The sequence below is a fragment of the Sinomonas notoginsengisoli genome (assembly GCF_021554725.1).
In the GTDB taxonomy this organism is placed as follows: Bacteria; Actinomycetota; Actinomycetes; order Actinomycetales; family Micrococcaceae; genus Sinomonas; species Sinomonas notoginsengisoli.
In genome coordinates this window covers 92,711-114,440 of the sequence record NZ_JAIZDP010000006.1, presented here as the reverse complement: position 1 = coordinate 114,440, position 21,730 = coordinate 92,711, and the positions used below count along the sequence as shown (strand labels likewise).

General features: G+C 68.2%; 24 protein-coding genes and 1 pseudogene. 11 read left to right on the top strand and 14 right to left on the bottom strand.

Annotation, left to right across the window (positions count from 1 at the left end; all coding sequences use genetic code 11):
- Window positions 1–19 precede the first annotated feature (19 nt).
- The 4 genes from LF262_RS11660 (at window position 20) to LF262_RS11645 (ending at window position 4,131) form a co-directional block, all read left to right on the top strand.
- Window positions 20–1,360 (top strand): MFS transporter, encoded by a 1,341-nt coding sequence (locus LF262_RS11660; RefSeq protein WP_235780562.1) that lies wholly within the window; start codon window positions 20–22, stop codon window positions 1,358–1,360.
- Between the two features lie 23 nt (window positions 1,361–1,383).
- Window positions 1,384–2,334 carry a transketolase gene (locus LF262_RS11655; protein ID WP_235780561.1) on the top strand — a complete coding sequence of 317 codons (951 nt, stop codon included), beginning with the start codon at window positions 1,384–1,386 and terminating at the stop codon, window positions 2,332–2,334.
- The gene (locus tag LF262_RS11650) at window positions 2,331–3,338 is read left to right on the top strand and encodes a transketolase family protein (protein WP_235780560.1); all 1,008 of its coding nucleotides are present in this window, start codon (window positions 2,331–2,333) and stop codon (window positions 3,336–3,338) included. The genes LF262_RS11655 and LF262_RS11650 overlap by 4 nt, the downstream gene beginning before the upstream one ends.
- A gap of 118 nt (window positions 3,339–3,456) precedes the next feature.
- Window positions 3,457–4,131, top strand: a complete 675-nt coding sequence (locus LF262_RS11645) for a GntR family transcriptional regulator (RefSeq protein ID WP_235780559.1) — start codon at window positions 3,457–3,459, stop codon at window positions 4,129–4,131.
- A 17-nt stretch (window positions 4,132–4,148) separates the two neighbouring features.
- On the opposite strand, the gene LF262_RS11640 is transcribed toward LF262_RS11645, so the two are convergent.
- From LF262_RS11640 to LF262_RS11595, 10 genes are all read right to left on the bottom strand, one after another.
- Window positions 4,149–4,562 carry a hypothetical protein gene (locus tag LF262_RS11640; protein WP_235780558.1) on the bottom strand — a complete coding sequence of 138 codons (414 nt, stop codon included), beginning with the start codon at window positions 4,560–4,562 and terminating at the stop codon, window positions 4,149–4,151.
- On the bottom strand, window positions 4,559–6,214 hold the full coding sequence (locus LF262_RS11635; protein WP_235780557.1) for a radical SAM protein: 1,656 nt from the start codon (window positions 6,212–6,214) through the stop codon (window positions 4,559–4,561). Before LF262_RS11635 ends, LF262_RS11640 begins: the two co-directional genes overlap by 4 nt.
- Before the next feature lie 43 nt (window positions 6,215–6,257).
- Window positions 6,258–6,533, bottom strand: a complete 276-nt coding sequence (locus LF262_RS11630; protein ID WP_235780556.1) for a hypothetical protein — start codon at window positions 6,531–6,533, stop codon at window positions 6,258–6,260.
- Window positions 6,534–6,667: 134 nt separating this feature from the next.
- Window positions 6,668–7,438 (bottom strand): prolipoprotein diacylglyceryl transferase, encoded by a 771-nt coding sequence (locus tag LF262_RS11625; protein ID WP_235780555.1) that lies wholly within the window; start codon window positions 7,436–7,438, stop codon window positions 6,668–6,670.
- A gap of 55 nt (window positions 7,439–7,493) precedes the next feature.
- Entirely contained in the window at window positions 7,494–8,312 is an 819-nt protein-coding gene (locus LF262_RS11620) for an SDR family oxidoreductase (RefSeq protein WP_235780554.1), read from the bottom strand.
- A 41-nt stretch (window positions 8,313–8,353) separates the two neighbouring features.
- Complete coding sequence (locus LF262_RS11615; RefSeq protein ID WP_235780553.1) at window positions 8,354–9,913, bottom strand: succinic semialdehyde dehydrogenase; 1,560 nt, start codon at window positions 9,911–9,913, stop codon at window positions 8,354–8,356.
- A 93-nt stretch (window positions 9,914–10,006) separates the two neighbouring features.
- Entirely contained in the window at window positions 10,007–10,915 is a 909-nt protein-coding gene (locus tag LF262_RS11610; protein WP_235780552.1) for an anti-sigma factor domain-containing protein, read from the bottom strand.
- Window positions 10,908–11,483: an ECF RNA polymerase sigma factor SigK gene (gene sigK / locus LF262_RS11605; protein WP_235780551.1), complete on the bottom strand. Its 576-nt coding sequence runs from the start codon at window positions 11,481–11,483 to the stop codon at window positions 10,908–10,910. Before sigK ends, LF262_RS11610 begins: the two co-directional genes overlap by 8 nt.
- A 137-nt stretch (window positions 11,484–11,620) precedes the next feature.
- Window positions 11,621–12,580 carry a hypothetical protein gene (locus LF262_RS11600; RefSeq protein ID WP_235780550.1) on the bottom strand — a complete coding sequence of 320 codons (960 nt, stop codon included), beginning with the start codon at window positions 12,578–12,580 and terminating at the stop codon, window positions 11,621–11,623.
- 5 nt (window positions 12,581–12,585) lie between these two features.
- Window positions 12,586–13,233 (bottom strand): hypothetical protein, encoded by a 648-nt coding sequence (locus LF262_RS11595; RefSeq protein WP_235780549.1) that lies wholly within the window; start codon window positions 13,231–13,233, stop codon window positions 12,586–12,588.
- Between the two features lie 11 nt (window positions 13,234–13,244).
- Between LF262_RS11595 and LF262_RS11590 the strand changes: the two genes are divergently transcribed.
- Window positions 13,245–13,556 carry a hypothetical protein gene (locus tag LF262_RS11590; protein ID WP_235780548.1) on the top strand — a complete coding sequence of 104 codons (312 nt, stop codon included), beginning with the start codon at window positions 13,245–13,247 and terminating at the stop codon, window positions 13,554–13,556.
- Between the two features lie 24 nt (window positions 13,557–13,580).
- Here LF262_RS11590 and LF262_RS11585 read toward each other — a convergent pair whose 3' ends face one another.
- Window positions 13,581–13,883, bottom strand: coding sequence for a YciI family protein (locus tag LF262_RS11585; protein ID WP_235780547.1), 303 nt, complete (start codon window positions 13,881–13,883; stop codon window positions 13,581–13,583).
- 258 nt (window positions 13,884–14,141) lie between these two features.
- On the bottom strand, window positions 14,142–15,377 hold the full coding sequence (locus tag LF262_RS11580; protein ID WP_235780546.1) for a S8 family serine peptidase: 1,236 nt from the start codon (window positions 15,375–15,377) through the stop codon (window positions 14,142–14,144).
- Window positions 15,378–15,490: 113 nt separating this feature from the next.
- On the opposite strand from LF262_RS11580, the gene LF262_RS11575 reads away from it, so the two are divergent.
- Window positions 15,491–15,676, top strand: coding sequence for a hypothetical protein (locus LF262_RS11575; protein ID WP_235780545.1), 186 nt, complete (start codon window positions 15,491–15,493; stop codon window positions 15,674–15,676).
- A 141-nt stretch (window positions 15,677–15,817) separates the two neighbouring features.
- Window positions 15,818–16,051: a hypothetical protein gene (locus LF262_RS11570; RefSeq protein WP_235780544.1), complete on the top strand. Its 234-nt coding sequence runs from the start codon at window positions 15,818–15,820 to the stop codon at window positions 16,049–16,051.
- Window positions 16,052–16,053: 2 nt separating this feature from the next.
- Here LF262_RS11570 and LF262_RS11565 read toward each other — a convergent pair whose 3' ends face one another.
- Window positions 16,054–16,356: a YciI family protein gene (locus LF262_RS11565; protein WP_235780543.1), complete on the bottom strand. Its 303-nt coding sequence runs from the start codon at window positions 16,354–16,356 to the stop codon at window positions 16,054–16,056.
- Window positions 16,357–16,436: 80 nt separating this feature from the next.
- Window positions 16,437–17,288: an SDR family oxidoreductase gene (locus tag LF262_RS11560; protein ID WP_235780542.1), complete on the bottom strand. Its 852-nt coding sequence runs from the start codon at window positions 17,286–17,288 to the stop codon at window positions 16,437–16,439.
- A gap of 52 nt (window positions 17,289–17,340) precedes the next feature.
- Between LF262_RS11560 and LF262_RS11555 the strand changes: the two genes are divergently transcribed.
- The 4 genes and pseudogenes from LF262_RS11555 (at window position 17,341) to LF262_RS11540 (ending at window position 21,703) form a co-directional block, all read left to right on the top strand.
- Window positions 17,341–17,556 (top strand): hypothetical protein, encoded by a 216-nt coding sequence (locus LF262_RS11555; RefSeq protein WP_235780541.1) that lies wholly within the window; start codon window positions 17,341–17,343, stop codon window positions 17,554–17,556.
- A gap of 59 nt (window positions 17,557–17,615) precedes the next feature.
- A pseudogene (locus tag LF262_RS11550) lies at window positions 17,616–18,959 on the top strand (DEAD/DEAH box helicase); the annotation flags it as partial.
- A 358-nt stretch (window positions 18,960–19,317) separates the two neighbouring features.
- Entirely contained in the window at window positions 19,318–20,769 is a 1,452-nt protein-coding gene (locus LF262_RS11545; RefSeq protein WP_235780540.1) for a DUF3427 domain-containing protein, read from the top strand.
- Window positions 20,770–20,791: 22 nt separating this feature from the next.
- Complete coding sequence (locus tag LF262_RS11540) at window positions 20,792–21,703, top strand: HNH endonuclease (protein WP_235780539.1); 912 nt, start codon at window positions 20,792–20,794, stop codon at window positions 21,701–21,703.
- The last annotated feature ends 27 nt before the right edge of the window (window positions 21,704–21,730 follow it).

The following is a 21,730-nucleotide window of genomic DNA, read 5'->3' as shown; positions in this document are numbered from 1 at the left end:
ACCTTCCGGAAGGAACGCAATGAGCAACGAGGCTCTGGCCATGCGCGGCCCGGTCCACGGCACGAAGGACGCCAAGCGCGTCGCCGTCGGCTCGGCTGTCGGGGCCGTCATCGAGACCTACGACTTCATCGGCTTCGGCACCGCCGCCGCCCTGTACTTCAACCACGCCTTCTTCCCCGGCGCGGATCCCGTCACGGGCACGCTCGCATCCTTCGCCACCCTCGGCGTCGGCTTCGCGGCCCGCCCCCTCGGCGGCATCGTGGGCGGCCACCTCGGCGACCGGCTCGGCCGCAAGCCTGTCCTCGTCGCCTCGCTCATCATCATGGGGCTCGCCACGTTCGCGATCGGCCTCCTGCCCACCTACGCGGCAGTCGGCGTCATGGCGCCGGTCCTGCTCGTCGCGGTCCGCATCATCCAGGGCCTCGCGTTCGGCGCCGAGTGGGGCGGCGCGATCCTCATGAGCTACGAGCACGCGCCCTGGCGGCGCAAGGGCGCCGTGACCGGCATCGTCCAGGCAGGCTTCCCTGTGGGCCTGCTGCTGGCCAACCTCGTGTTCCTGTTCAGCGTCCACCTCGGCGACGAGTGGGCCTGGCGCATCCCGTTCCTTGCGAGCCTCGCGCTCGTGATTGTCGGCCTCGTCATCCGCTCGAAGGTGCCGGAGTCGCCGGTGTTCGAGGACGTCAAGGAACGCGGCGAGATCGCCAAGTCGCCCATCGTCCAGGTGGTCCGTGAGGACTGGCGCAACATCCTGCGCGGCATCGGCCTGCGCATCGCCGAGACGGCCGGCTACGCCGTCTCTATCACCTACATGATCTCCTACATCAACTCCACCAAGCTCGCAGACAAGAACCAGACGCTCATCGCCCTGTGCATCGCGGCCGCGGTCGGCATCATCGCCACGTGGAAGTGGGGCGCCCTGACCGACAAGGTGGGCCGCCGCCCGGTCTACATCTGGTCCTGCGCGTTCGCCGTCGTGTTCGGCGTACCCATGTTCCTGCTCGTCAACACCGGCATGTTCCTGTTCATCATCGCCACGATCGTCATCGCCTACGCCGTGTGCCAGAACTCCCTCGCTGGCGCGCAGGGCGCTTGGTTCCCGGAGCTGTTCCAGGCCAAGACCCGCTCCTCTGGCGCCTCGCTCGCGTACCAGATCTCGGCCATGGTCTCTGGCTTCACCCCATTCATTACCACCCTCCTGTTCGTGAGCTTCGGCTGGCTCGGCCCGGCCCTCCTGTTCAGCCTCTACGGTGCGATCGGCCTGTGGGCTGCCCTGGCGACCCGCGAGACGTGGGGCCGCCGCGAGCGCGAGGCCGCTGAGCGGATCTCAGCCGAGACGCCCGAGCCTGCCAACTCCCTCTGAAGGACCCGAAGGACGTTTCACCGATGACTGCATCGACACTCGAACCACGCGCCGCGGCTCCTTTCCAGGAGCGCCGGGCCGCCGTCGAGGCCGCCGCCCACCGCATCCGCAAGCACGCCCTGTTCATGGGCGAGGTCCAGGGCCAGGGCTACGTGGGCCAGGCCCTCGGCGCCGCGGACATCCTCGCTGCCGTGTACGCGGACCAGCTCCGCTTCCGGCCCGAGGACCCCGAGTGGGAGGGCCGGGACCGATTCCTCCTCTCGACCGGGCACTATGCGATCGGCCTGTACGCCGCGCTCGCCGAGGCCGGAACCATCCCGGTCGAGGAGCTCGAGACCTACGGCTCGGACGGCTCGCGCCTGCCGATGTCCGGGATGTCTACCTATACCCCGGGCATGGAGATCTCGGGCGGTTCGCTCGGGCACGGGCTCACGGTCGCCGTCGGCCTCGCCCTGGGGCTCCGCTACCGCGGCAACTCCGCACGCATCATCAACTTCCTCTCCGACGGCGAGCTCGACGAGGGCTCCACGTGGGAGGCCGCGATGGGTGGCGCGCACCACCGCCTGGGCCGCCTCACCGCCGTCGTGGACATCAACGCCCTTCAGGCCGACGGCGCCACCGCGGGCGTGCTGCGCACCGAACCCGTGGCGGACAAGTGGGCCGCGTGCGGCTGGCGCGTGTTCCGCGTTGACGGCAACGACGTGGGCGCGCTCTTGGAGGCGTTCGACGCCGCCGGGTCGGGTTCCGAGGTGACGGACGACGCCGCCGGGCCGGGGGAGGGTTCCGGCGCACCCGCCGTCGTGCTCTGCGACACCAAGGTGGGCCGCGGGGTCCCGCTCCTCGAGACGCGCGAGAAGGCACACTTCATGCGCATCGAGGAGCACGAGTGGGCGATCTGCAGCGAGCAGCTCGAAGCCGGCTGGAACGCGCGGCAGGAACGCAGCCAGATGAAGGGCCGGGAGGAGAAGGCATGAGCACGGCAGCAGTGGCAACGGGCACAGCCCCGAAGTTGAAGACCTCGGCTATGATCGCCTCGTTCGCGGACCCGGGGCAGAAGGCCGACTCCGCGCCGTTCGGGCACGCCCTCGCGGCGGCTGCCGAGTCGGACGAGCGGATCGTCGGGCTCACGGCGGACCTCGGCAAGTACACGGACATGCACATCTTCGCCCAGGCCCACCCGGATCGGTTCTTCCAGATGGGGATGGCCGAACAGCTGCTCTTCGGCGCAGCTGCCGGCATGGCCGAGGCAGGGCTCGTGCCGTTCGCATCGACGTACTCGGTGTTCGCGGCGCGCAGGGCCTACGACTTCATCTGCCTCGACATCGCGGAGCCCAACCTCAACGTCAACATCGTGGGCGGCCTTCCGGGCCTCACCACCGGCTACGGTCCCTCGCACCAGGCCACCGAGGACATGGCGATCTTCCGCGGCATGCCGAACCTGACCATCGTCGATCCGTGCGACTCCGTGGACATCGCCCAGGCCGTGCCGCAGCTCGCCGCCTCGGACGGTCCCACCTACCTGCGCCTCCTGCGCGGCAAGGTGCCCACCGTCCTAGACGAGTATGACTATGAGTTCGAGCTCGGCAAGGCCAAGGTCCTCCGCGGAGGCCATGACGTCGTGTTCGTATCCTCCGGTCTCATGACCATGCGGGCGCTCCAAGCGGCGGCCGAGCTCGAGAAGCACAAGGTGGATGTCGCCGTCGTGCACACCCCCACGATCAAGCCGTTCGACGAGGCGACCGTCCTCGCCGAGCTCGTGGGGGACCGGCTCGCGGTCACGCTCGAGAACCACACCGTGGTCGGCGGGCTGTTCGAGACCGTCGCGTCCGCGCTGGTCCGGGCCGGTCAGCCGCGCCGCGTGGTGCCGGTGGGCCTGCCGGACGAGTTCCTCGACGCCGGCGCCCTGCCCACCCTGCACGCCAAGTACGGGCTGAGCGTGGACCGGATCGTCGCGAAGGTCCTGGCCGAGCTGGGCTGAACCGCCTGCCCGAGGCCGGCCCGGAATCGGGGCAGGCGCGGGGTGCAAGCCCTGCGCCTGCCCGTATCATCAATGTCAACGGCTGTCGGATGACAGTCGACACTCACTGGGGAGAACCATGACAGCGTCACTGCTAGGGCTCGAGAAGAAGAGCCTGCGCGAGCAGGCGCTGTCCGCGCTGCGTCGCGCTATCACATCGGGAGAGTTAGCCCAGGGCCAGCACCTCGTGGAGACTGAGCTGTCCGAGATGCTGGGCATCAGTCGTGGCACCCTCCGGGAGGCGCTGCGGCAGCTCGAGCAGGAGGGCCTCGCCTCGGCCGGCCCTCGCGGGCGGCTCAGCGTGCGGCACCTCGACGCGAAAGAGATCCGGGACATCTTCGCCGTGCGCGCCGCCCTCGAATCCCTCGCCGCCCGCACGCTCATCGACCAGCCCCGCCGGGCTAAAGCCGTCGGCGAGCTGCGCGCCGCGCTCGAGCTCATGGACGAGGCGGCTGGCCGCTCGCTCGAGGACCGGATCGAGGCGGATCTCGACTTCCACCGGCTCCTGTGCCGGCTCTCGGGCAACGAGACGCTCCTGCACCAGTGGCAGTCCCTCGAGGGCTCCATCCGCATGTCCATCATGTTCGCCGGCATCGAGCGGGCCACGAGCAATATGAGCGTGGACCGGCACCGCGAGATCGTCGACGCGATTGAGTCCGCCGACGCCGCGACCGCCCGGGAGACCATCCTGGCTCACATGGACTCCGCCTCGAACAACCTTATCGGTGAGGCTCCAGAGCCGGCGGCCCGCTGACGGCAGGCCCCCGGGCTTCAGGCGATGAGCGAGTGCACCGCCGCGTAGACGCCCCACAGCCCTGCTGCCGTGAGCACCGCGAGGTACGCGAGCACGAGCCGCGTGTCGCGCAGATAGCACTTCGACCGCGTGAGCCCGGCCCGCCGCGCCCGCCAGTACCCCGCGAACCCCACGCCGGAGAACACCACGAGTGCCACCGGTCCGGCCAGCCACCCGAGCAGCGCGATGGTCGCGAAGATGCACAGGCGCAGCGGGTCGAACGGCGCGGCTGTCTCCGCTGCGGTGTCGGGCGCGGACGACGGCGGCGAGTCGCCTTCCGCGCCGATCGTGGGCGACGGCGGCTGCGCACCTCCCGCTTCGACGAGGCGCGACGGCGTCGGGCCGGCCGCGATGCGACGCGCGGCCGCGGCCCGCTCGTCCTGCTCGCTCACGGGGTCTCCAACGTCGAGAAGACCGGCTCGTGACGGATCACGGGGAGCCCCAGTCCGGTGGCCTGGGCGCCGGCGCGGTGCCCGGTCGCGGTGCTCATTCGCTGCCTGGCGAGCTGGGGCCACGCCTGCACGGCGCAGAACGGCGCGCACTGGTGGGCGCCGTCGTCCGACTTCGTGCCGACGTGCACGCAGCACTGCATGAGCCGCTCTTCAATCATGGTCGAGATGTCCATGAACGGCTTGACCGTGATGCGCGTGACCCGCTCGGCGAGCAGCTTCCGCAGCCGCTGGTACTGCCCGGGGAGCGAGCCCACCGCGAGCGTGGTGAGCGTGCCGATGCCGAGATCGCACTGCGTGCAGATGTTCTTCCACAGCTCCGCGGTGCTCGGGTGGGACAGGGAGGACTGCTCACTCAGGAGGTCGAGCAGGGAGGACTTCATCATCGAGCGGAGGCCGAGCGGGAGTGCGCTGTCGGCGATGCGGTTCGCGATGCTGTCCGGGTCCAGTTCGAGCCACTGGAGCAGGCGGTCGTGCCCGATGAGCTCGGTCAGCGAACGCCACACACCGGAGTCGTCCCTGAGCATGTAGCCCACCGAGGCGCAGTGCGGGTGCGAGCACGGAAGGGCGGTGAGGTCATGCCACGAGACAGCGCCGCCGGTCTGCTCCTCGAGTCTGGTCAGCACGCCGCCGTGGGTGAGCCGGTCCATGGAGTCGATGCCGTGGCCGCGTCCGGACCCGAAGACGGGCTGGAGCGCGACCCCGCCCACGAAGGGGGTCTCGAGGGCGCGGAGCACGACGTCGCCGATCTCGCCGTCGTTCACTCCGAGGGTCGCGGTCATCGTGAGGGTCGTGAAGACACCGGCCTCGGAAAGCCGGGAGATGGCGGCGTCCTTGATGTGGGTCAGGTCGCCGCCGCGGTGGTAGACAGAGGACTCACGGGACGGCCCGTCGTACTGGAGGTAGACCTCGACGCGCTCGCGGTGCTTGGTGAGGAGGTTCAGGAGTCCGTCGTCATTCGCGATGAGGACGCCGTTGCTGTTGACCATGATCCGCACGATCGGCCGGGCCACGAGCTCGTCGAGCAGCTCCGCGAGGTACGGGTAGAGGGTGGGCTCACCGCCGGAGAGCATGAGCACGTCGATGCGGCCGTTCTCGCGGGACAGCCGAGTGTCCACGTTGGCCAGCACCTCATCCAGTGGCGCGATCCCCTGCAGCTGCGGGCCCGAGGCCGTGAAGCATGTGGGGCAGCGGAGGTTGCAGTGCTCGATCACGTCCTGCAGGAGGATGCACGTGTGCTGGGTCTGCATGGCCGGCAGCCCGTAGGCGTAGGCCTCGGGGATCGGGCGGTAGTTGCCGGTGGCGTCCGGCACATGTTGTTTGGTGGGCGCCTGCCACTTTTCGAGGTACGTGAGGATCTCAGGCGACTCGTCGTACATCGTCCGGACCAGGCCGTGGTCCGGACATCCGCGTTCGAGCCACACACGCCCGTCCCGCACCATGAGCGCCCCCGCGAGCCTCCGCACCACGGCGAGGGGAGGGTTGTCCTGATGGCACTCTGGGCAGAAGGCGGTGACATACCGGTGGATCCGGTCGCCGCGCAGCGGCTGCCCCGGACCGAGCGGTGCCCGTCGGGGGGCCGATGAAGGGCTCATGAGGGCGTTGCTCCTCTTCGCCGCTGGGGCGGGTTCCGGTGGCTCATGCCTGCCTCATCTGGAAGAGGACGCCGACGCAGACCTCGCCTCCAACGAGCAGCCAGATGCCGAAGGCCATCAGCAGCCCCGCGCCGGTCCGCGAGGTCCTCCGCCGCACCGCGAGCACGACGGCGAGCACCAGGTACCCGATGAAGATGCTCCAATACGTGACCTCCACCGACACGGGAGCGCCGTACGGGCCCCCCGGCCCGATGGCGGGAAGCATCGAGAGGCCCACCACATAGAGGAAGATGAGGCCGAGGGCAACCGCGATTGGCATGTAGCCGCCTCGTTGAGGCTTTGGCCCATCGCCGCCGGGAGGCTGCGCGTCTTGTGAAGGCCGTTCCCCGGAGGGTGGCTCCGACGGGGGAGGAGCGGGAGGTGGGGACTCGCCGTCGTCCGGGGGCTTCTCGCTCACGCGGTCTCTCCTCTCATCCCGGCCATGGCTGCGGCCGCGACCGGGCGGGTGAACACCTTCCACACACGCCACGCGAGCAGTGGCAGCATCGCGAGCAGGAACCACTGCGGCCGGCTCATGCCGAGCCACAACTCGTCGTTGCCGCGCACAAACTCGACGCCGAAGCGGAACAATGCGTAGGCCGCGACGTAGCACACGAACATGTCGCCCGAGCGGCGCACGCGGTCCCGGAAGCGGAGCATGAGCGTGAACGCCGCGGCGTGGAACGCGATCTCGTAGACGAACGAGGGGTGCAGCCCCACCCCGGCCTGGGCACCGAACATCGCCGCCTGGGCAGGGGTGAGCACAAATCCCCAGTCCCCGCCCGTCGGCGTGCCAGGCAGTTCGGTCAGCAGGCACCCGATCCGGCCGATCGACATGGCCAGCGCCACCGCCGGCGCGAACATGTCCCCGGTGGATGCCCGGTACCCGATGAGCCGCTTGCCGAGGTGCACGCCGAGCCAGGCCCCTACGAGGCCCGCAAGGACGCTGCGGTCGCCGTCGACCCACCACACGACGGCGGAGACCGGACGCGTCGGGTCCCACGTGACACGCGAGCCGATGGCCCCGAATGCGAGCGCAAAGCCTGCGAGCGTCCACAGCCGGGGGTCCGTGAGGCCGCGGCGCCGCTTCTCGAACGCGTAGAAGACGAGGGCGGCCGTGATGCCGAGTCCCATGAACACGCCATGCACCAGACCATTGCCAGCGAACGGCAGCCCCGTCGTCATGCGCACAGACTAGGGCCACCGCGCCTCAACGGGTAGTACCAAACGGCCGTGGCCGCTACCGCCGCTTCGCCACCCGCCCCGTGAAGTGGTCCATGCCGTGGTTGATGCCCAGGACATCGGCCACGCGGTCGAACCACCGGGTGGGCAGGAACCGCATCACCGGCACGAGCCTGGCGAACGGCGGCAGGATGATCTGCTCGCGCCCGGACTCGATCCCCTCGATCACGGCCCGCGCCACTTCCTGCTCCTCGAGGATCGGCAGCAGCCACGGGTACTTGGTCTGCACGCCCTCGAACATGCCGGTGTTGATGTAGTACGGGCACACCACGAGCGTGCCCACGCCGTGCCCGTCCGCGCGCAGCTCCGCCCGCAGCGACTCGGTGAAGCCGACGGCGGCGAACTTGCTCGCCGAGTAGTCCGTCTGGCGGGCGACGCCGATCAGCCCGGCCGCGCTCGCAATGGTCACCACGGTGCCGCCCTGCCGCGCGACCATGCCTGGCAGCAACGCGCGCGTGACCCAGTACAGCGCGAGCGTGTTGACCTCGAAGGTGCGCCGGATGGACTCTTCGCTCGCCTCAAGCAACGGCTTCCCGGACACGACGCCGGCGCAGTTGACGAGCACGTCGACGTCGCCGGTCTCTCTGGCCACCTCGGCGACGTGGGCCGAATCCGTGATGTCCACCTGGTACGAGCTGCCGAGGCCCCCGGCGGCGACGATCTCCGCCGCGACCGCCACGGCGCCGTCGTCCGAGATGTCCCAGACCACCACCTCGGCGCCCCGCCGGCCTGCCTCGAGGGCCATGAGCCGGCCGATGCCGGACGCGCCGCCGGTGATCAGGATGCGGGCGCCGCGCAGGCGGGTTCCTCGGTACATGTGCTCCTCCTCGAGCGGTATTCAGGCAGGGGGAATCGTCGTCAGCGGATGCGGTTCAGGAGCCGCGTGGCCCGGGTGAAGAGGTTCGCGAAGCCCTCATTGCTCATTCCGGTCCAAGGCGCGATCGGCAGGGCGTGCTGCACCGAGACAGTCTGGGACTCGGTGTACTTCAGGAGGCCTTCCGCTCCGTGCCGTCGGCCCAGCCCGGACTCCTTCCAGCCGCCCATCGGCGCCGAGTGCGAGGCCCACGCAGCCGCGTACCCCTCGTTGACGTTCACGGTTCCGGCCTCGATCCGGGAGCCGAGCGCCCGCCCGCGCGAGGGCGTGGTCCACACGCTCGCGTTGAGCCCCAGGGAGCTGTCGTTGGCGCGGGCGATGGCCTCGTCCTCTGTCCGGACGGGATAGATGGCCACGACGGGTCCGAACGTCTCGGAACGCACGAGGTCCGCGGTCTCCGGGACGTCGCTGAGCACGGTCGGGGCGAAGAAGCTCGGGCCGAGGTCGGGCCGGGCGGCGCCTCCCGCGAGGATCTGGGCACCCTTGCCCACGGCGTCGTCGAGGTGTGCTTGAACCCGGGCCAGCTGCTCGGGCGAGATGAGCGAGCCCATGTCCGCGTCCCAGGATGTCCCCGCCACGACGCGGATCCGGGAGACCTCGGCCAGGAACGCCTCGGTGAACCGCGAGCGGACGGCCTCGTGCACGTAGATCCGCTCGGGGCCCACGCACAGCTGCCCAGCGTTGGCGAAGCACGCCCGCGCTGCGCCGGCTGCGGCAGCCGGGATGTCCGCGTCGGGCAGGACGATGAGCGGGTTCTTGCCGCCGAGCTCGGCGGAGAACCCGATGAGCCTGCCGGCGGCACGCTGTGCGACGGTCCGCCCAGTCGCCGTCGAACCCGTGAACATCACAAAGTCCACCGCGTCGACGAGCTGCGGCCCCACCACGGGCCCGGGCCCTAATACCACCTGCGCGAGCCCCTCCGGCAGCCCCGCCTCGCGGAGCAGGTCGAGGACCAGGAGGCCCGAGTACGGGGTCTGGTGGTCTGGCTTGATGACCACCGCGTTGCCCGCCAGGAGCGCCGGGACCGAGTCGCTCGCCACGAGGGTGAACGGGTAGTTCCAGGGCGTGATGACCCCGACCACGCCCTTCGGATGCCGCAGCTCGGTGGTCTGCGTCAGGAGCGGGAACGTGCCCACGTGCCGCCGCGGGCGCAGCAGCCCGGGGGCCGTGTGCGCGTAGTGCGAGGCCGTCATCGACGCGTCCACGACCTCTTCGAGGGCGGCGAGGCGCGCCTTGCCCGTCTCCGCCTGGACCACGTTGAGGATCTCGTCCCGCCGGTCCAGCACGAGCTTCGCGAAACGCCGTGCGACGGCCGCCCTCGTCCTCGCTGGGATCGGCGCCCAGCGCTTTTGCGCCTCGCGGGCGCGCCGCACCGCTGCCTGGACCTCGCCCTCCGCGGCCTGGCGCACGACGCCGAGCGGCCGGCCGTCGAACGGGGAGATCACCTTGAGCGCGGGGCCGGTGCCGGTGGCGAGGGCAGCGAGCCGCTCGAACGTCGGGCCGGTGGACGCCGGAGAGTCAGGCACGGTGGCACGGATGGTCATGGCATCGAGTGTGCCATTGTTACCCGCCGGTAGCCACTGTAGGCCTTATCCACGGCCTGGCGCTCTCGTGAGGGCCGCCAGAGGGCGGCCGACTCAGGAGAAGGCTTCGACCAGGAGCGGGGCGGTGGTGGGCTGCTGCGAGCCGCCCGCCGGCTCTACCGTCACTCCGAGGGCCGCTGCCGAGCCGATCCCACCTGTGAGCTCGTTCCACGTGGTGCCGGTGCCGTTCACGAGGCCTGCTGGCTTCATCGCTCCGGCCGTGTCCCCGAGCCAGAGCTCATAGACATGCCCGGAGGGGGGCTGCGGGAGGCCGATCGTCACGACCCCGGCCACCGCGTCCCGCCGCGAGTGGGCAATGAGCACCGTCCCTCCGCCGGGCACGCTGGCCTCCTGGACCTTCGCATCCGGGGCGGCGAGGATGCGCCCCATCGTGGCACCGGGCGCATCGGACGCCTGGGCAAGCTGGCGGACGGCATCGTCCCGCTGGCGCTGGGCATTCACGGCCCACGTGCCGGCCGCGGCGGTGGCCACGAGCAGGACAGCCGCGGCTGCCGCAAGCCACTTGGTCGGGACGCTCCACAGCGCACGACGGCGCCGCTCGCCCAGGTCGGTCACGGTCGCCCCGGGATGAGGTGACCCCGCGTCGTGCGGAGGCGACCCTGCGTCGTGCGGAGGCGACCCTGCGTCTCTGGGAGGTGACCACGCGTCGTGGGGACGTGACCCTGCGTCGTGGGGAGGGGCAGGGGCGGCCGCGTGGGGCTCCTCGACCGCGTCGAACTGGGGCGTCACCGCGATCTGGGCCATGAGTCGGGCCTTCAGGTCCTGCGGCGGCGCAACGGGCCTGGTGCCGGCGGCGAGCAGGGCCGCCGTCTCGGCGAGCTCGCGTGCCTCCTCGGCGGTCTCGTCGCCGAAGCCGAGGGTGTGCTCGAAGCGGCGGCGCTCGTCGCCGTCGAGCGCGTTGAGGGCGTAGGCCCCGGTCAGCAGGTGCAGCTGGTCATCCATGGCTCACTCCCAACACGTCTCTCAGGCGGATCATTCCGTCGCGGATTCTGGTCTTCACGGTGCCCAGGGGAAGCCCCAGGGCGCTGGCAACTTCGCCGTAGGTGTAGCCGCCGTAGTAGGCGAGGCGGATGGCCTGCCGCTGCACCTCGGTCAGCGACTCAAGGGCCTTGTTGACCCGCTCGCTCTCCAGAGCCACCTCAACGGTGTGCTCCACGTGGTCGTAGCTCTCGCGGTAGTCCTTGATGCCCTCCCGGAGGTCCCGGTCGGTGGCGGCCTGCGCGGCGCGGACGCGGTCCACAGCCCGGCGGTGCGCCATGACGGTGATCCAAGCCCTGGCCCGGCCCCGGTCTGCGTCGAACCGCTTGGCCTGCTGCCAGACCTCGAGGAACACCTCCTGGGTGACCTCCTCGGACTGGGCCGGGTCGCGGACCACGCGCAGTACGAGGCCATGGATCAGGGGCGCGAGGGCGTCGTAGAGGTGCCCGAAGGCTTCCTGGTCGGCTCGGGCTACGCGTGCCATCAGCTCGTCGAGGTCCGGGGCGGGGACGCCGCTGCTCTGGTCGGGCATGTAGACCACTGTCTCACGTCCGCGCATGAGCCTCTTGACCGTTTCCTCTCATGTCCTCAGCACGATTGCGGTACGCGGACCGACTATTCGCGTAGTCCGGGGAGGCGCTCGGTGGTCCTCATGGCTTCACTCCTTCTTCAGTGGGAGGTGGTTGCTGCATGCCCGCTGTGGAGCATGTGGTGGTCTGGTTGCACAAATACTTCGGAGCCGGGCAGGGGGCGGATTGGGCGGCTGGCCAGGATGGCTGCCCACACCGCCCCTGCAATCTGGGCCGCCTCGGTCACTAGTGCGACGCCGGTGACCGGTTCTCCTGCTTCGGCCGACCGCCCTGGCTCGCTCCCGTGGTCGTGGACGTCCCCGAACGGGAGGCCGACGAGCACCGCGTAGAGCCATACCGCGACGAGGGCCACATTGAGCGCCACGAGCGTGAGGTGCACGGCGTTGGCCGGGCGCACCACGACAGCAATCGAGAGGAGGAGCTGCAGGACCCCGGCCGCGAGGAATCCGGCGCCGAGCAGCGCGGACTCGCCCCAATGCTCTGGGGTGAGGAGCAGGTGGATCCATCCGGCGACAAAGGCAGTCGCGGCGAGGCCGAGCCTGGTGCCGAGGCTGGTTCGGGTGGAGCGTGCGCTGCGGGAGCGGTGCGGGACCGGAAGGACTGCGGCCCCCGCGAGGAGGACGGTCCCAGCAGCGAGCACCCACGGCCCCGGGCCCGGAACGGGCGAGACCAGCGCGGCGGCTGGGCCGGGATCTGCGGCGTAGTCCGCCACGGACCGCTCGACCCACAGGGACCCCATCCCGGCGACGGCTGCCCCGCCCAGTGCGAGCCAGCGGCCGGGCGACCAGCCGTAGCGGTGCGCCGCGACGAGCACCAGCGCGGACGCCGTGGCGAGTCCGGCGATCGTCCCCCCGCCGGCGGCGATGCCGTTCAGGGGCGCGGTACCGTGCAGCACCGTCACCCAGGGGAGCAGCAGGCCCGCCGCGACGGCGACGAGCCCGGCGAGGGCCGCCGTGGTTGGCAGCGCGCGCACTGCCCGGAAGCCCGGGTGCGCCGACTGGCGCACGCGGGATGCCGAGAGGATGTTATGGGCGGACATGGTCCTCAGTGCCCCACCACGTTGAAGAACAGGTAGAGGTTGGTGGGCACCGGGCCCACGACGCCGCTGCCGGGCGTCGCGAGCAGGGTGTTCATTGCGGCCTCCGACTTGCCCGCCGCGAGCTGTGCCCATGCCGTCTGGGTCGTCACTGCGACGACCTTGACCTGCCACCAGCCGCCTGCTGGCCCATCGAGGATGTGGCTGTGCGCGGGGAGCGGCACGGATGCCACGGCGCCAGGGGATGTACCGAGGGCCCCGGCAATGCGGGAGAGGTCAATGTCCATAGGGTGGTTGGGGCAGCTGGCGACGGCGCACATCGGAGCCGGGCTGGGATTCTTGAAGAGTGGCACGAGCACGTACAGCACCGAGCGGTCCGCGTTGGCCGCCGGTCCGGTGTTGGCGGCAGTGCCGACCTCGCAGCCGGATGCTGTGGAGGCGGGAACGCTGGTGTCGCAGAAGAAGTTCTGGGGGTACTGGACGGTCACGGTCCGTCCCTCGGTCCAGGCCGGGGTCCTGGCGTCGGAGACCGGCTGGACGGTGGATCCGGAGGCGAACGCTGCGGCGGCGACGCCGCCGAAGGCGAGGGCAAGCCCCGCGAGCACGGCAGCCCAGACCCGCAGAGCCGAACGTGCCATACCGAAGATAGAACTCATGGCGCACTTCCTTGTGGCGAGCGGCCGATGTCAGCCGTCCAGTCCTCTCGGCCGCAGGCGGGGCCTGGACGGTCTCTCTTCGGAGCGGTGCGTGGCTGCGGATTGCGGAGGCTTGGCTGACCTGGTCCGACGGCGCCAGCAGCGCACCCGTCGCCGGCACCACCCCCGAGACGTTCCTCGGGAGTGCCAAGCAGGTCAACTACCCGGGCGTGGGCGGACCGCCGCGCTCGTACGTCCTCCTTGACGGCACCGCCCAACTGACGCGAACCCTTGAGATCACGGCGAGCACCGGCGTCGACCCCTACTCGTTCACGTTCGGATGAGCTCCGAGCCCACGGCCGAGGCGGTCAGACGTCGAGGCACCAGTCGATCTGGATGGTCGCCCCGCGGTCCAGGTAGGGGTGCCCGGCGAGGAGGTCGCGGGCGTCGGCGAGCGACTTCGCCTCGATGATCGAGAAGCCTGCGATCTCGCTCTGGGGGGCGGGGCTTCCCTTCGCCAGCTGGCCGGCGAGGTAGACGGGCGCGCCGGGATCCACGAGGGCGTCCCCGAGGGCCTCCTCTGCCCATGCACGGAAGGCGGCGCGGTTGGCTGCGACCACTTCCGGTGAGGGGTGCGGCATGTCGTGGTACGTGACGAGGAACCGTGCCATGGGGAGTCGTCCTTCCGGTGTGCGTGGCGTCACACTATCGCACCGGGACGGCGCAGCGGCGATGGGCCGTTAGAGCGATGGGGCCATAGGCGGGGGTTGGTGCTGGTGCGCGCTTGGTCACCGGCGCGGGCCCGCAGGCGGCCAGCCGGGCCTCGTGGTGCGAACTCCCCAGCTTCGGACCTGCACTGGACGCGCCACGCTGCAGAATCGGGCGACACGCCGTGGGTTGAAGCCTAAAGCTGGGGAACGCGGGACGGCCTAGTGGACGGCGTTGTTCGCGTTCACCCGGCCGTTGGCCCAGTAGGACCCGGTGCCGGCGATCTTATCGGCGCTGGACTCGACCTTCGCCCGGACGTCAGCGTTCGTGTAGCCGGAATGAGCGCTCCAGGCGAGCGCTGCCGTGGCGGCAACGATCGGCGAGGCCATCGAGGTGCCGCTGCCGATGTCATAGCCCTGTGAACGGTTGTAGGTGTTCTGCAGGGCGAACGGGTGGTTCGGGAAGGTCGAGTAGACGCTCACGCCCGGCGCTGCAACGTCCACCCATTTGGCGCCGTAGGTCGAGAAGGAGGCCTTGGCGTCATTGTTGTCGGTGGCCGCGACGGCGATGACGTTGCTGTAGGCGGCGGGGTACATCTTGTACTGAGCACCCGTGTTCCCGGCTGCGGCAACGATGACCACACCTTTGTTCCAGGCGTTGTTGACCGCCGTCTGGAGGGTCGTGGAACCGAAGCGCATCGCCAGGCTCATGTTGATGACCTTCGCACCGCTCGCGACGGCCCAGTCGATGCCCTGGGCAATGGCCGAGGAGGTGCCGGATCCGTTGTCGTCGAGGACCTTGCCGTTGAGGATGGTGCACGTATAACACACGCCGGCGACCCCCATCGCATTGTTCGCGATGGCCGCGACGATGCCAGCCACGTGGGTGCCGTGCCCGTACATGTCGTCCTGGGTCGACGACGTGCTGAAGTTGGCGCTGGCTGTGACCTGCGACCAGATGTCCGGGTTGTCCGCGGCGACGCCTGTGTCGAGGACGGCGACCTTGGTCCCGCCGCCCGTCGTGATGTTCCATGCGTCGACGGCATGCACATCAGCATGCGGCGTGCCTGCGGGCACCGTGATGGTGCCAGCCGTGTTGGTGAAGGACTGGCCGGTGTTCTGGAGCGCGTATTGGCGGTCAAAGTACTGATCGTTCGTCGTGGCGCTCGCGATGGCGTCCGGCTCGGCGTACTCGACCGCCGGGTTGTTGGAGAGTGCCGCCACGAGCCGGAGCTCGGCGCCGGCGGGGACCTTGATGAGGTGGGCGCCGGTGCTGCCGATCTCGGGGCCGTCGCCGAGCCCGTGCTGGTGGAGAACGCCGGCCGAGGCTCGGGCGTCGCGGAACTTGACTAGGATCTGCCCCTTGGCAATGGGCCCCTCGACGCTCGGGGGCGCGGTGTTCGATGGCGGAGTAGCTGCCTCAGATGCAGGTGCAACCGCGAGTGGAACGAACGCCATACCTAAGGCCGCAAGACTCGCCACGAATGCCCTTTTCACAGTCGTACTCCCCTCAATGCGCGGCCCGACCCCCGAGCGTGCCCCGATCGTACTCCTGGCGGAGAGCAGGCAACATGGGCCACGAGTTCCTCTTCTGCCGCCAGTGCGGAGGGTTCCGGTGCTCAGAAGAGATGTGGGGCATCGGGCGCGGCCCGACGGACGGGACCCATGCCAGCTCCGGTGCCGCGCTCGACGACGCAGCGGCCACCGTGGCCCGAGTCCTCGGGCTCCTCGGCGTGCGTGGGGAGGAAAAGCCGTAGGTGACGCGGCACGCGGGGGCGAGCCGTCGTCGTCGTCCGCGCGGCGCTTTCGATGCCGGATCGCGCCTATCCTTGTCTATCGGCTCTGATTTATCGGCTCCGCGTCCCGCGGTCCGGCAGGCCGTGGAGGCGGTGGGAACGATGAAGAACCCGTTCGCGCACAAGCACGAGGAAGCCAGCAACCAGGCCGCCGCTGAGCACCGGCGAACCCATCATGGCTGGGCCCAGCGAGAGGGCGACGGAATCGCCCAGGGCTCGAGCAGCCTGTTCTTCCATTCGCACGAGGATCACCTGCCGCCCTCGCGCACGTGCATCCAGGGGCATGACATCGCGCCGGGCCAGGACACGTGCAGCCACGGGCACCCCGCGGGCTGAGCTCACATCTCGAGGCACTCGTTGATCTGGATCGTGGCACCGCGCGCAATGTACGGGTGATTTTCGAGCATTGTCCGGGCCTCGTCGGCCGAGCGGGCCTCGATGATCGTGTAGCCGTTGATGTCCACGGACGGCATCGGCTCGCCCTCCGAGACCTGTCCCGCGATGAACAGCGGTGTGCCGAAGTCAACCATGGCCCTGCCGAGGTTCTTCTCGCACCACGCCTTCAGCGGGCCGCGGGAGGAGGTGATGACCTCGGCGGTGGGATAGGGCATGCCGTGGTAGGTGATCAGGAAGCGTGTCATGGCCGTCCTTCCGCCGCTTGAGCGTAACCGTACCGCTGTTCTGGGCGGGTGAGGAGGGCAGGTGGGGCTTGAATGGCGAATTAGGCTCTCGAGCCGAGCAGCACGTCCTTCAGGCTCAACGGCCGGCGTCCGGTGAGGGTCTCGACGTCGTCGGTCACGTGCTCCATCTCTCCGGCCGCGATGGCCGTGTACGTGGAGACCCAGGCGTCGTACTGCCACTCGGGGGCGGGCCACTTCCTGCGGGAGTCGTAGGCCTCGGGGATGGTCTCGTTGTGGAAGGTCACGTGCGTGCCGCGGACCGTGGAGACGATGTGCGCGATCTGCGCCATCGTGAGGGCCTCGGGCCCGGTGAGGGTGTAGGTCACCCCGGCGTGCGCTGCGGGGTCGCGCAGGACCGCGACCGTGCACGCCACCACGTCTGCCTGTGCGACCCCCGCCACGGCGCCGTTCGCCGCGGGACCGCGGATCACGCCGTCGTCCCCAATCATCGCGTCGATGAAGTCTAGGTAGAGGCAGTCGCGTAGGAACGTATAGGAGACGCCAGCGGCCTTGATGTACTCCTCGGTGGCGTAGTGGTCGCGGGCCAGGGTGAAGGTGGCGTCCGGCGCGGCACCCATGAAGGACGTGTAGACGATGTGCCGCACGCCCGCGGCCGCCGCTGCGTCGATGAAGCTGTGGTGCTCCTCCATCCGGTTCTCGCTCTCGCGGCCGGAGACCATGAAGAGCGTCTCGATCCCCTCGAGCGAGTGCTCGCAGAGGTTGCGGTTCCCGTAGTCGGCGGGACGCACGACGGCGCGCGGCAGCTCAGGTGCCTTCGCCTGGTTCCGCGCGAGCAGGACGAGGGATTCGCCGGCCTCGGCGAGGAGCCGGGCGACCTGGCCGCCGATGGTCCCGGTGACGCCGGTGATGCCGAGGGTGGGGGAGTCGCTCACGCCTGCGAGCCTAAACCCAGACAACGGCACTTTCAGGGTTTACAGTGTGGCCATGACTGAGCAGCGCGCCACCGCCCCCGAGCCCTCCGACGCGTCCGGCGAGGAAGGAGTCGAGTACCCGGCAGCCCAGGAGAACGACGGCCCCGGCGACTCTGGCGACGACGCCAACGCCCTCCGTTTCACCGAGGAGGAGCAGCTCATCCACGAGCAGATCCGCCGGCATCGTGAGGAGTCCGAGCGGCGGAAGAGGGAGCAGGGGAAGGGCTGATTTCCCTGCCCTGCATCTCATATCCGAGACCTGTCGAAAGCAGCCCATAGGGTGGGTCCGTGAGCGAATTTGGGGGACACGACGGGGACGGCCTTCCTGACGGGCTTTACGAGAGCCTTCGGACAGAGGCGCTCCAGCGGCGACTTCTCGGCCTTCCCGAGAGCCGCGAGGTGCGATTCCAGCCGGTGAGCGGTGAGGACGCTCCCGATGTCCTGGCACAGCACATTGAAAAAGCCGCCAGAAATGCAATCGCCTCCGCGCCTGCTGAGAGTCGAGTTACGACGGCAAATCGACTGCTTCAATCGATCGTGGGAACCGGCGAAGCGGATATCGTTCTGCCCGGTCCCGAGATCTTGGATGCAGTCTTCGACGCATCCCAAGTGCGTCGCAGGAATCTGCGCCGCCCGACCACTCCATTCCGCGATGCGGCGCTCCTGACGGCAAGCCGTGAAGATCCCAACCTGGCACACGAACTTCGCAGAGAACTTGAATCGGCCGATTCGGTCGACCTCATTTGTGCGTTCATCAAATGGCGCGGACTACGCCTGCTCGAGTCTGAGCTCAAGGCCCTGAAGGAACGCGGAATCAGACTCCGGGTCATCACCACTACCTATATGGGCGCGACAGAGCGTCAAGCGATCGACGAACTCGTGAGGCGGTACGGCGCTGAGGTCCGCATCAATTACGAGACGAACGCAACCAGACTGCACGCGAAGGCGTGGCTGTTTCGAAGGCGGTCAGGATTCGACACCGCTTATGTGGGGAGCTCCAACCTGAGCCAGCCGGCTCTCCTTGACGGACTCGAGTGGAACGTCCGACTATCCGGGGTTGCGACTCCGAGGCTCCTGCAGAAGTTCGAGATCACCTTCGACAGCTACTGGGAAGATCGGCGGTTCGTCGCCTACAACCCTGAGAGCGATGCCTCCCGACTCGACGAGGCTCTTCGGCGGGTGGGCGGTGCTGAGCGGCTGAGGGACCTTGGACCGACCGGTCTCGAAGTCGTTCCCTACCTGCACCAACAGGAAATGCTCGAAGACCTCGAAGGCGAGCGCTCCAAGGGCCATCATCGGAACCTGCTGGTTGCGGCTACAGGAACTGGGAAGACAGTGGTCGCCGCATTGGACTACAAGCGGCTGGCCGAGGGGAAATCAGAGAAGCCAACTTTCCTCTTCGTCGCGCACCGCCGCGAGATCCTCGAGCAGTCACTCAGGGCCTATCGGCGGGTGCTCAATGACGGAACCTTCGGCGAGCTACTGGTGGGCGGCGATGTGCCCAGGGAATGGCGCCAGGTCTTCGCTTCCGTGCAGTCGCTCAGTGACGAGAGGCTTGTCAGTCTTGGGCCCGAGGCTTTCGACATCGTTGTGGTCGACGAGTTCCATCACGCGGCGGCACCGACGTATCGGAGGCTTCTCGATCGACTGGAGCCCAGAGAACTTGTGGGGCTCACCGCGACGCCTGAGCGCGGCGACGGAATCAGCGTTGCGAACGAATACTTCGACGGTCGTACGGCGAGTGAGATGCGGCTCTGGGACGCTCTCGGTGAGGACCTCCTCGTCCCATTCCACTACTTCGGCGTGTCGGACGACGTCAACCTGTCACGTCTTGAGTGGCGCCGCGGAACTTACGATTTGGCCCAACTCAGTAGGATCTACACAGGGAACGATGCCCGAGCTGCAAAGGTGATTGGCTCCTTGCGGGACAAGGTCCTCGACCAAGATGCGTGCCATTGGGTTCTGCGTCTCGGTGCAGCATTCGCACTATATGGCGGAGGTCTTCACTCGCGCTGGGGTCGCATCCCTTGCCGTAGATGGATCAACACCGCCGGAGGAGCGCGCAGAGGCCCTGCGCAAGCTCCGAGACCGCGAGATCAATTGCCTTTTCGCCGTTGACTTGTTCAACGAGGGGCTCGATGTTCCCGAAATCGACACCATTCTGCTACTGCGTCCGACCCAGAGTCCGACAGTATTTCTGCAGCAGCTCGGCCGCGGACTGCGGCGTGCGCCGGGGAAGGCCGTGCTGACAGTGCTGGACTTCATCGGACAGCAACACCGCCAGTTCCGCTTCGATGTGAAGTACCGGGCGCTGCTTGGCGGTGTGGGAAGGAATCGGCTCCAACGGGAGGTCGAAGAAGAATTCCCCACGCTGCCATCGGGCTGTCAAGTCCAGCTGGACCGGGTTTCCCAGGACATTGTCCTAGCCAACATCAGGTCGCAGCTGGGCTTCACCCGCAAGGCGCTGGTCCAAGACGTCCGCGCCCATGGAACGACGGCGTTGGCCGACTATCTTCGCGCTTCCGGAGCGGACATCAGGGATGTCTACCGCGACACCAAAGATTCCTGGACGGGCTACCTTCGTTCGGCTCAGTTGATCAGCTCGGAATCGGTCTTTGAGCAGGTGCTTGCTGCTCGACTCGTGGATCTGGCCACCGTTTCGGAGAAGCGCATCCTGAGTAAGGTCTCGCGTTTTCTGCACGTAGATGATGCAGAGCGCGCAGAAGCGTACGGCCGTTTGCTTCTGAGTGCCTCACCACGATATGAGGAGATGGATCTTCGCACGAAGGCTTTCGCTCGCATGCTGTACTACTCGCTCGAGCTTCAGAAAGAGCCTTCGCTCGAAGGCTCGGACATCGATACGGGGCTTGACTATGTGCGCAGCTTTCCATGGGTGGCGTCTGAAATTGCGCAGATCACCGCCATTGGCGCGGACTCCAGCCGCCACGCTCCGAAATCCCTGGGGATGGACCTTGCGTACGTCCCCGTCCAGTCGCATGCCACGTACACGCGGCAGGAGATCCTTGCAGCTTTCGCCTTCTCGGGCAGGGGGATCGGAAACCACCGTGAAGGCGTTGCGTGGTGCCCAGAAACTGGAGTCGATGCTTTCCTGGTCACGCTGAACAAGGATGAGAGCGACCACTCGCCCACAACTCTGTATAAGGACTACGCCATCAGCCCCGACATCTTCCACTGGGAGTCCCAGAGCCGTACGACTGCGGCCTCGGCGGACGGGCGGCGGTATGTCGGAGGTGGCTCGAATGTTGTCCTCTTCACGCGTGCGGCTGCGAAGGACGACCGGGGGATGACGATGCAGTACACGTGCCTCGGGACAGCGCGCTACGTTGACCATTCCGGTGAGAAACCGATCGCCATCACATGGAAGCTTCACCGCCCAATGCCTGCCGACGTGTTCGCGGTCGCGAACGCCGTGGCCGTCTGACCGCCGGCCTAGGCTGAGGACTGTGATCGAGCGATTTGGGCTTGAAGAGAACGTGATCCGTGCCCAGATCATGGAATGGCTCGCGGCTCGGACTCATGACGGCGCTGAGGCCGTCTCTTGGGGGGAACTGCGCGACTTCCGACTGTCCGGCGAGTCCCTGCCCTTGAAGGACAGGGTGAAGGGGATCTGGAAGCCAGGAGGATTCAGCGCCGCGCTTTCAATCACTACTACCTACCGGCCAGAAGGAGCCGAACGGCCGTACGATGACGGCGTCTACGATCACGACTTCCTGCTCCGATACAAATGGAATGGAACGGATCCCGCCGAGGCTACGAACCGAGCACTTCGTGCTGCGATGGAGCAACAGGTTCCCCTGATCTGGTTCGTCGGTGTAGCTAAGGGGCTCTTCCAGCCTCACTTCCCGATCTACGTGGTGGGAGAGGAACCAACGGCACATCAGTTCCTGGTCAGCGCAGATGCTGTTGCTCATGGCGGCGACAGCCCTTTCGAGGAGCAACTCCGGCGGTACGCCGACGTCGCAGCGAAGCATCGGCTGTTCCAGGGCATCTTCCGAAGCCAGGTCCTTCACGCGTACAGCGAACGATGTGCAGTGTGCAACCTCGGCCACCTGCCCTTGCTTGACGCGGCGCACATCATCCCGGACCGCCACGAAGATGGCGTTGCTTCCGTGGTGAATGGAATGGCGATGTGCAAGATCCATCATGCGGCCTTCGACTCCAACCTACTCGGGATCAGGCCGGATCTTGTGGTCCAGATCAAGGCCGACCTGCTTCATGAGATCGACGGGCCGATGCTCAAGTACGGTCTCCAGGAAATGCACGGACGACCGCTCATGTCGGTACCCAGAACGCGGTCGCTCCGCCCCCGAGAGGACCTCCTGGAGAAGGCGTGGGAGCGATTCAAGGCTGGATAGATTCAGGTCGATGAAACTGACCCGTAA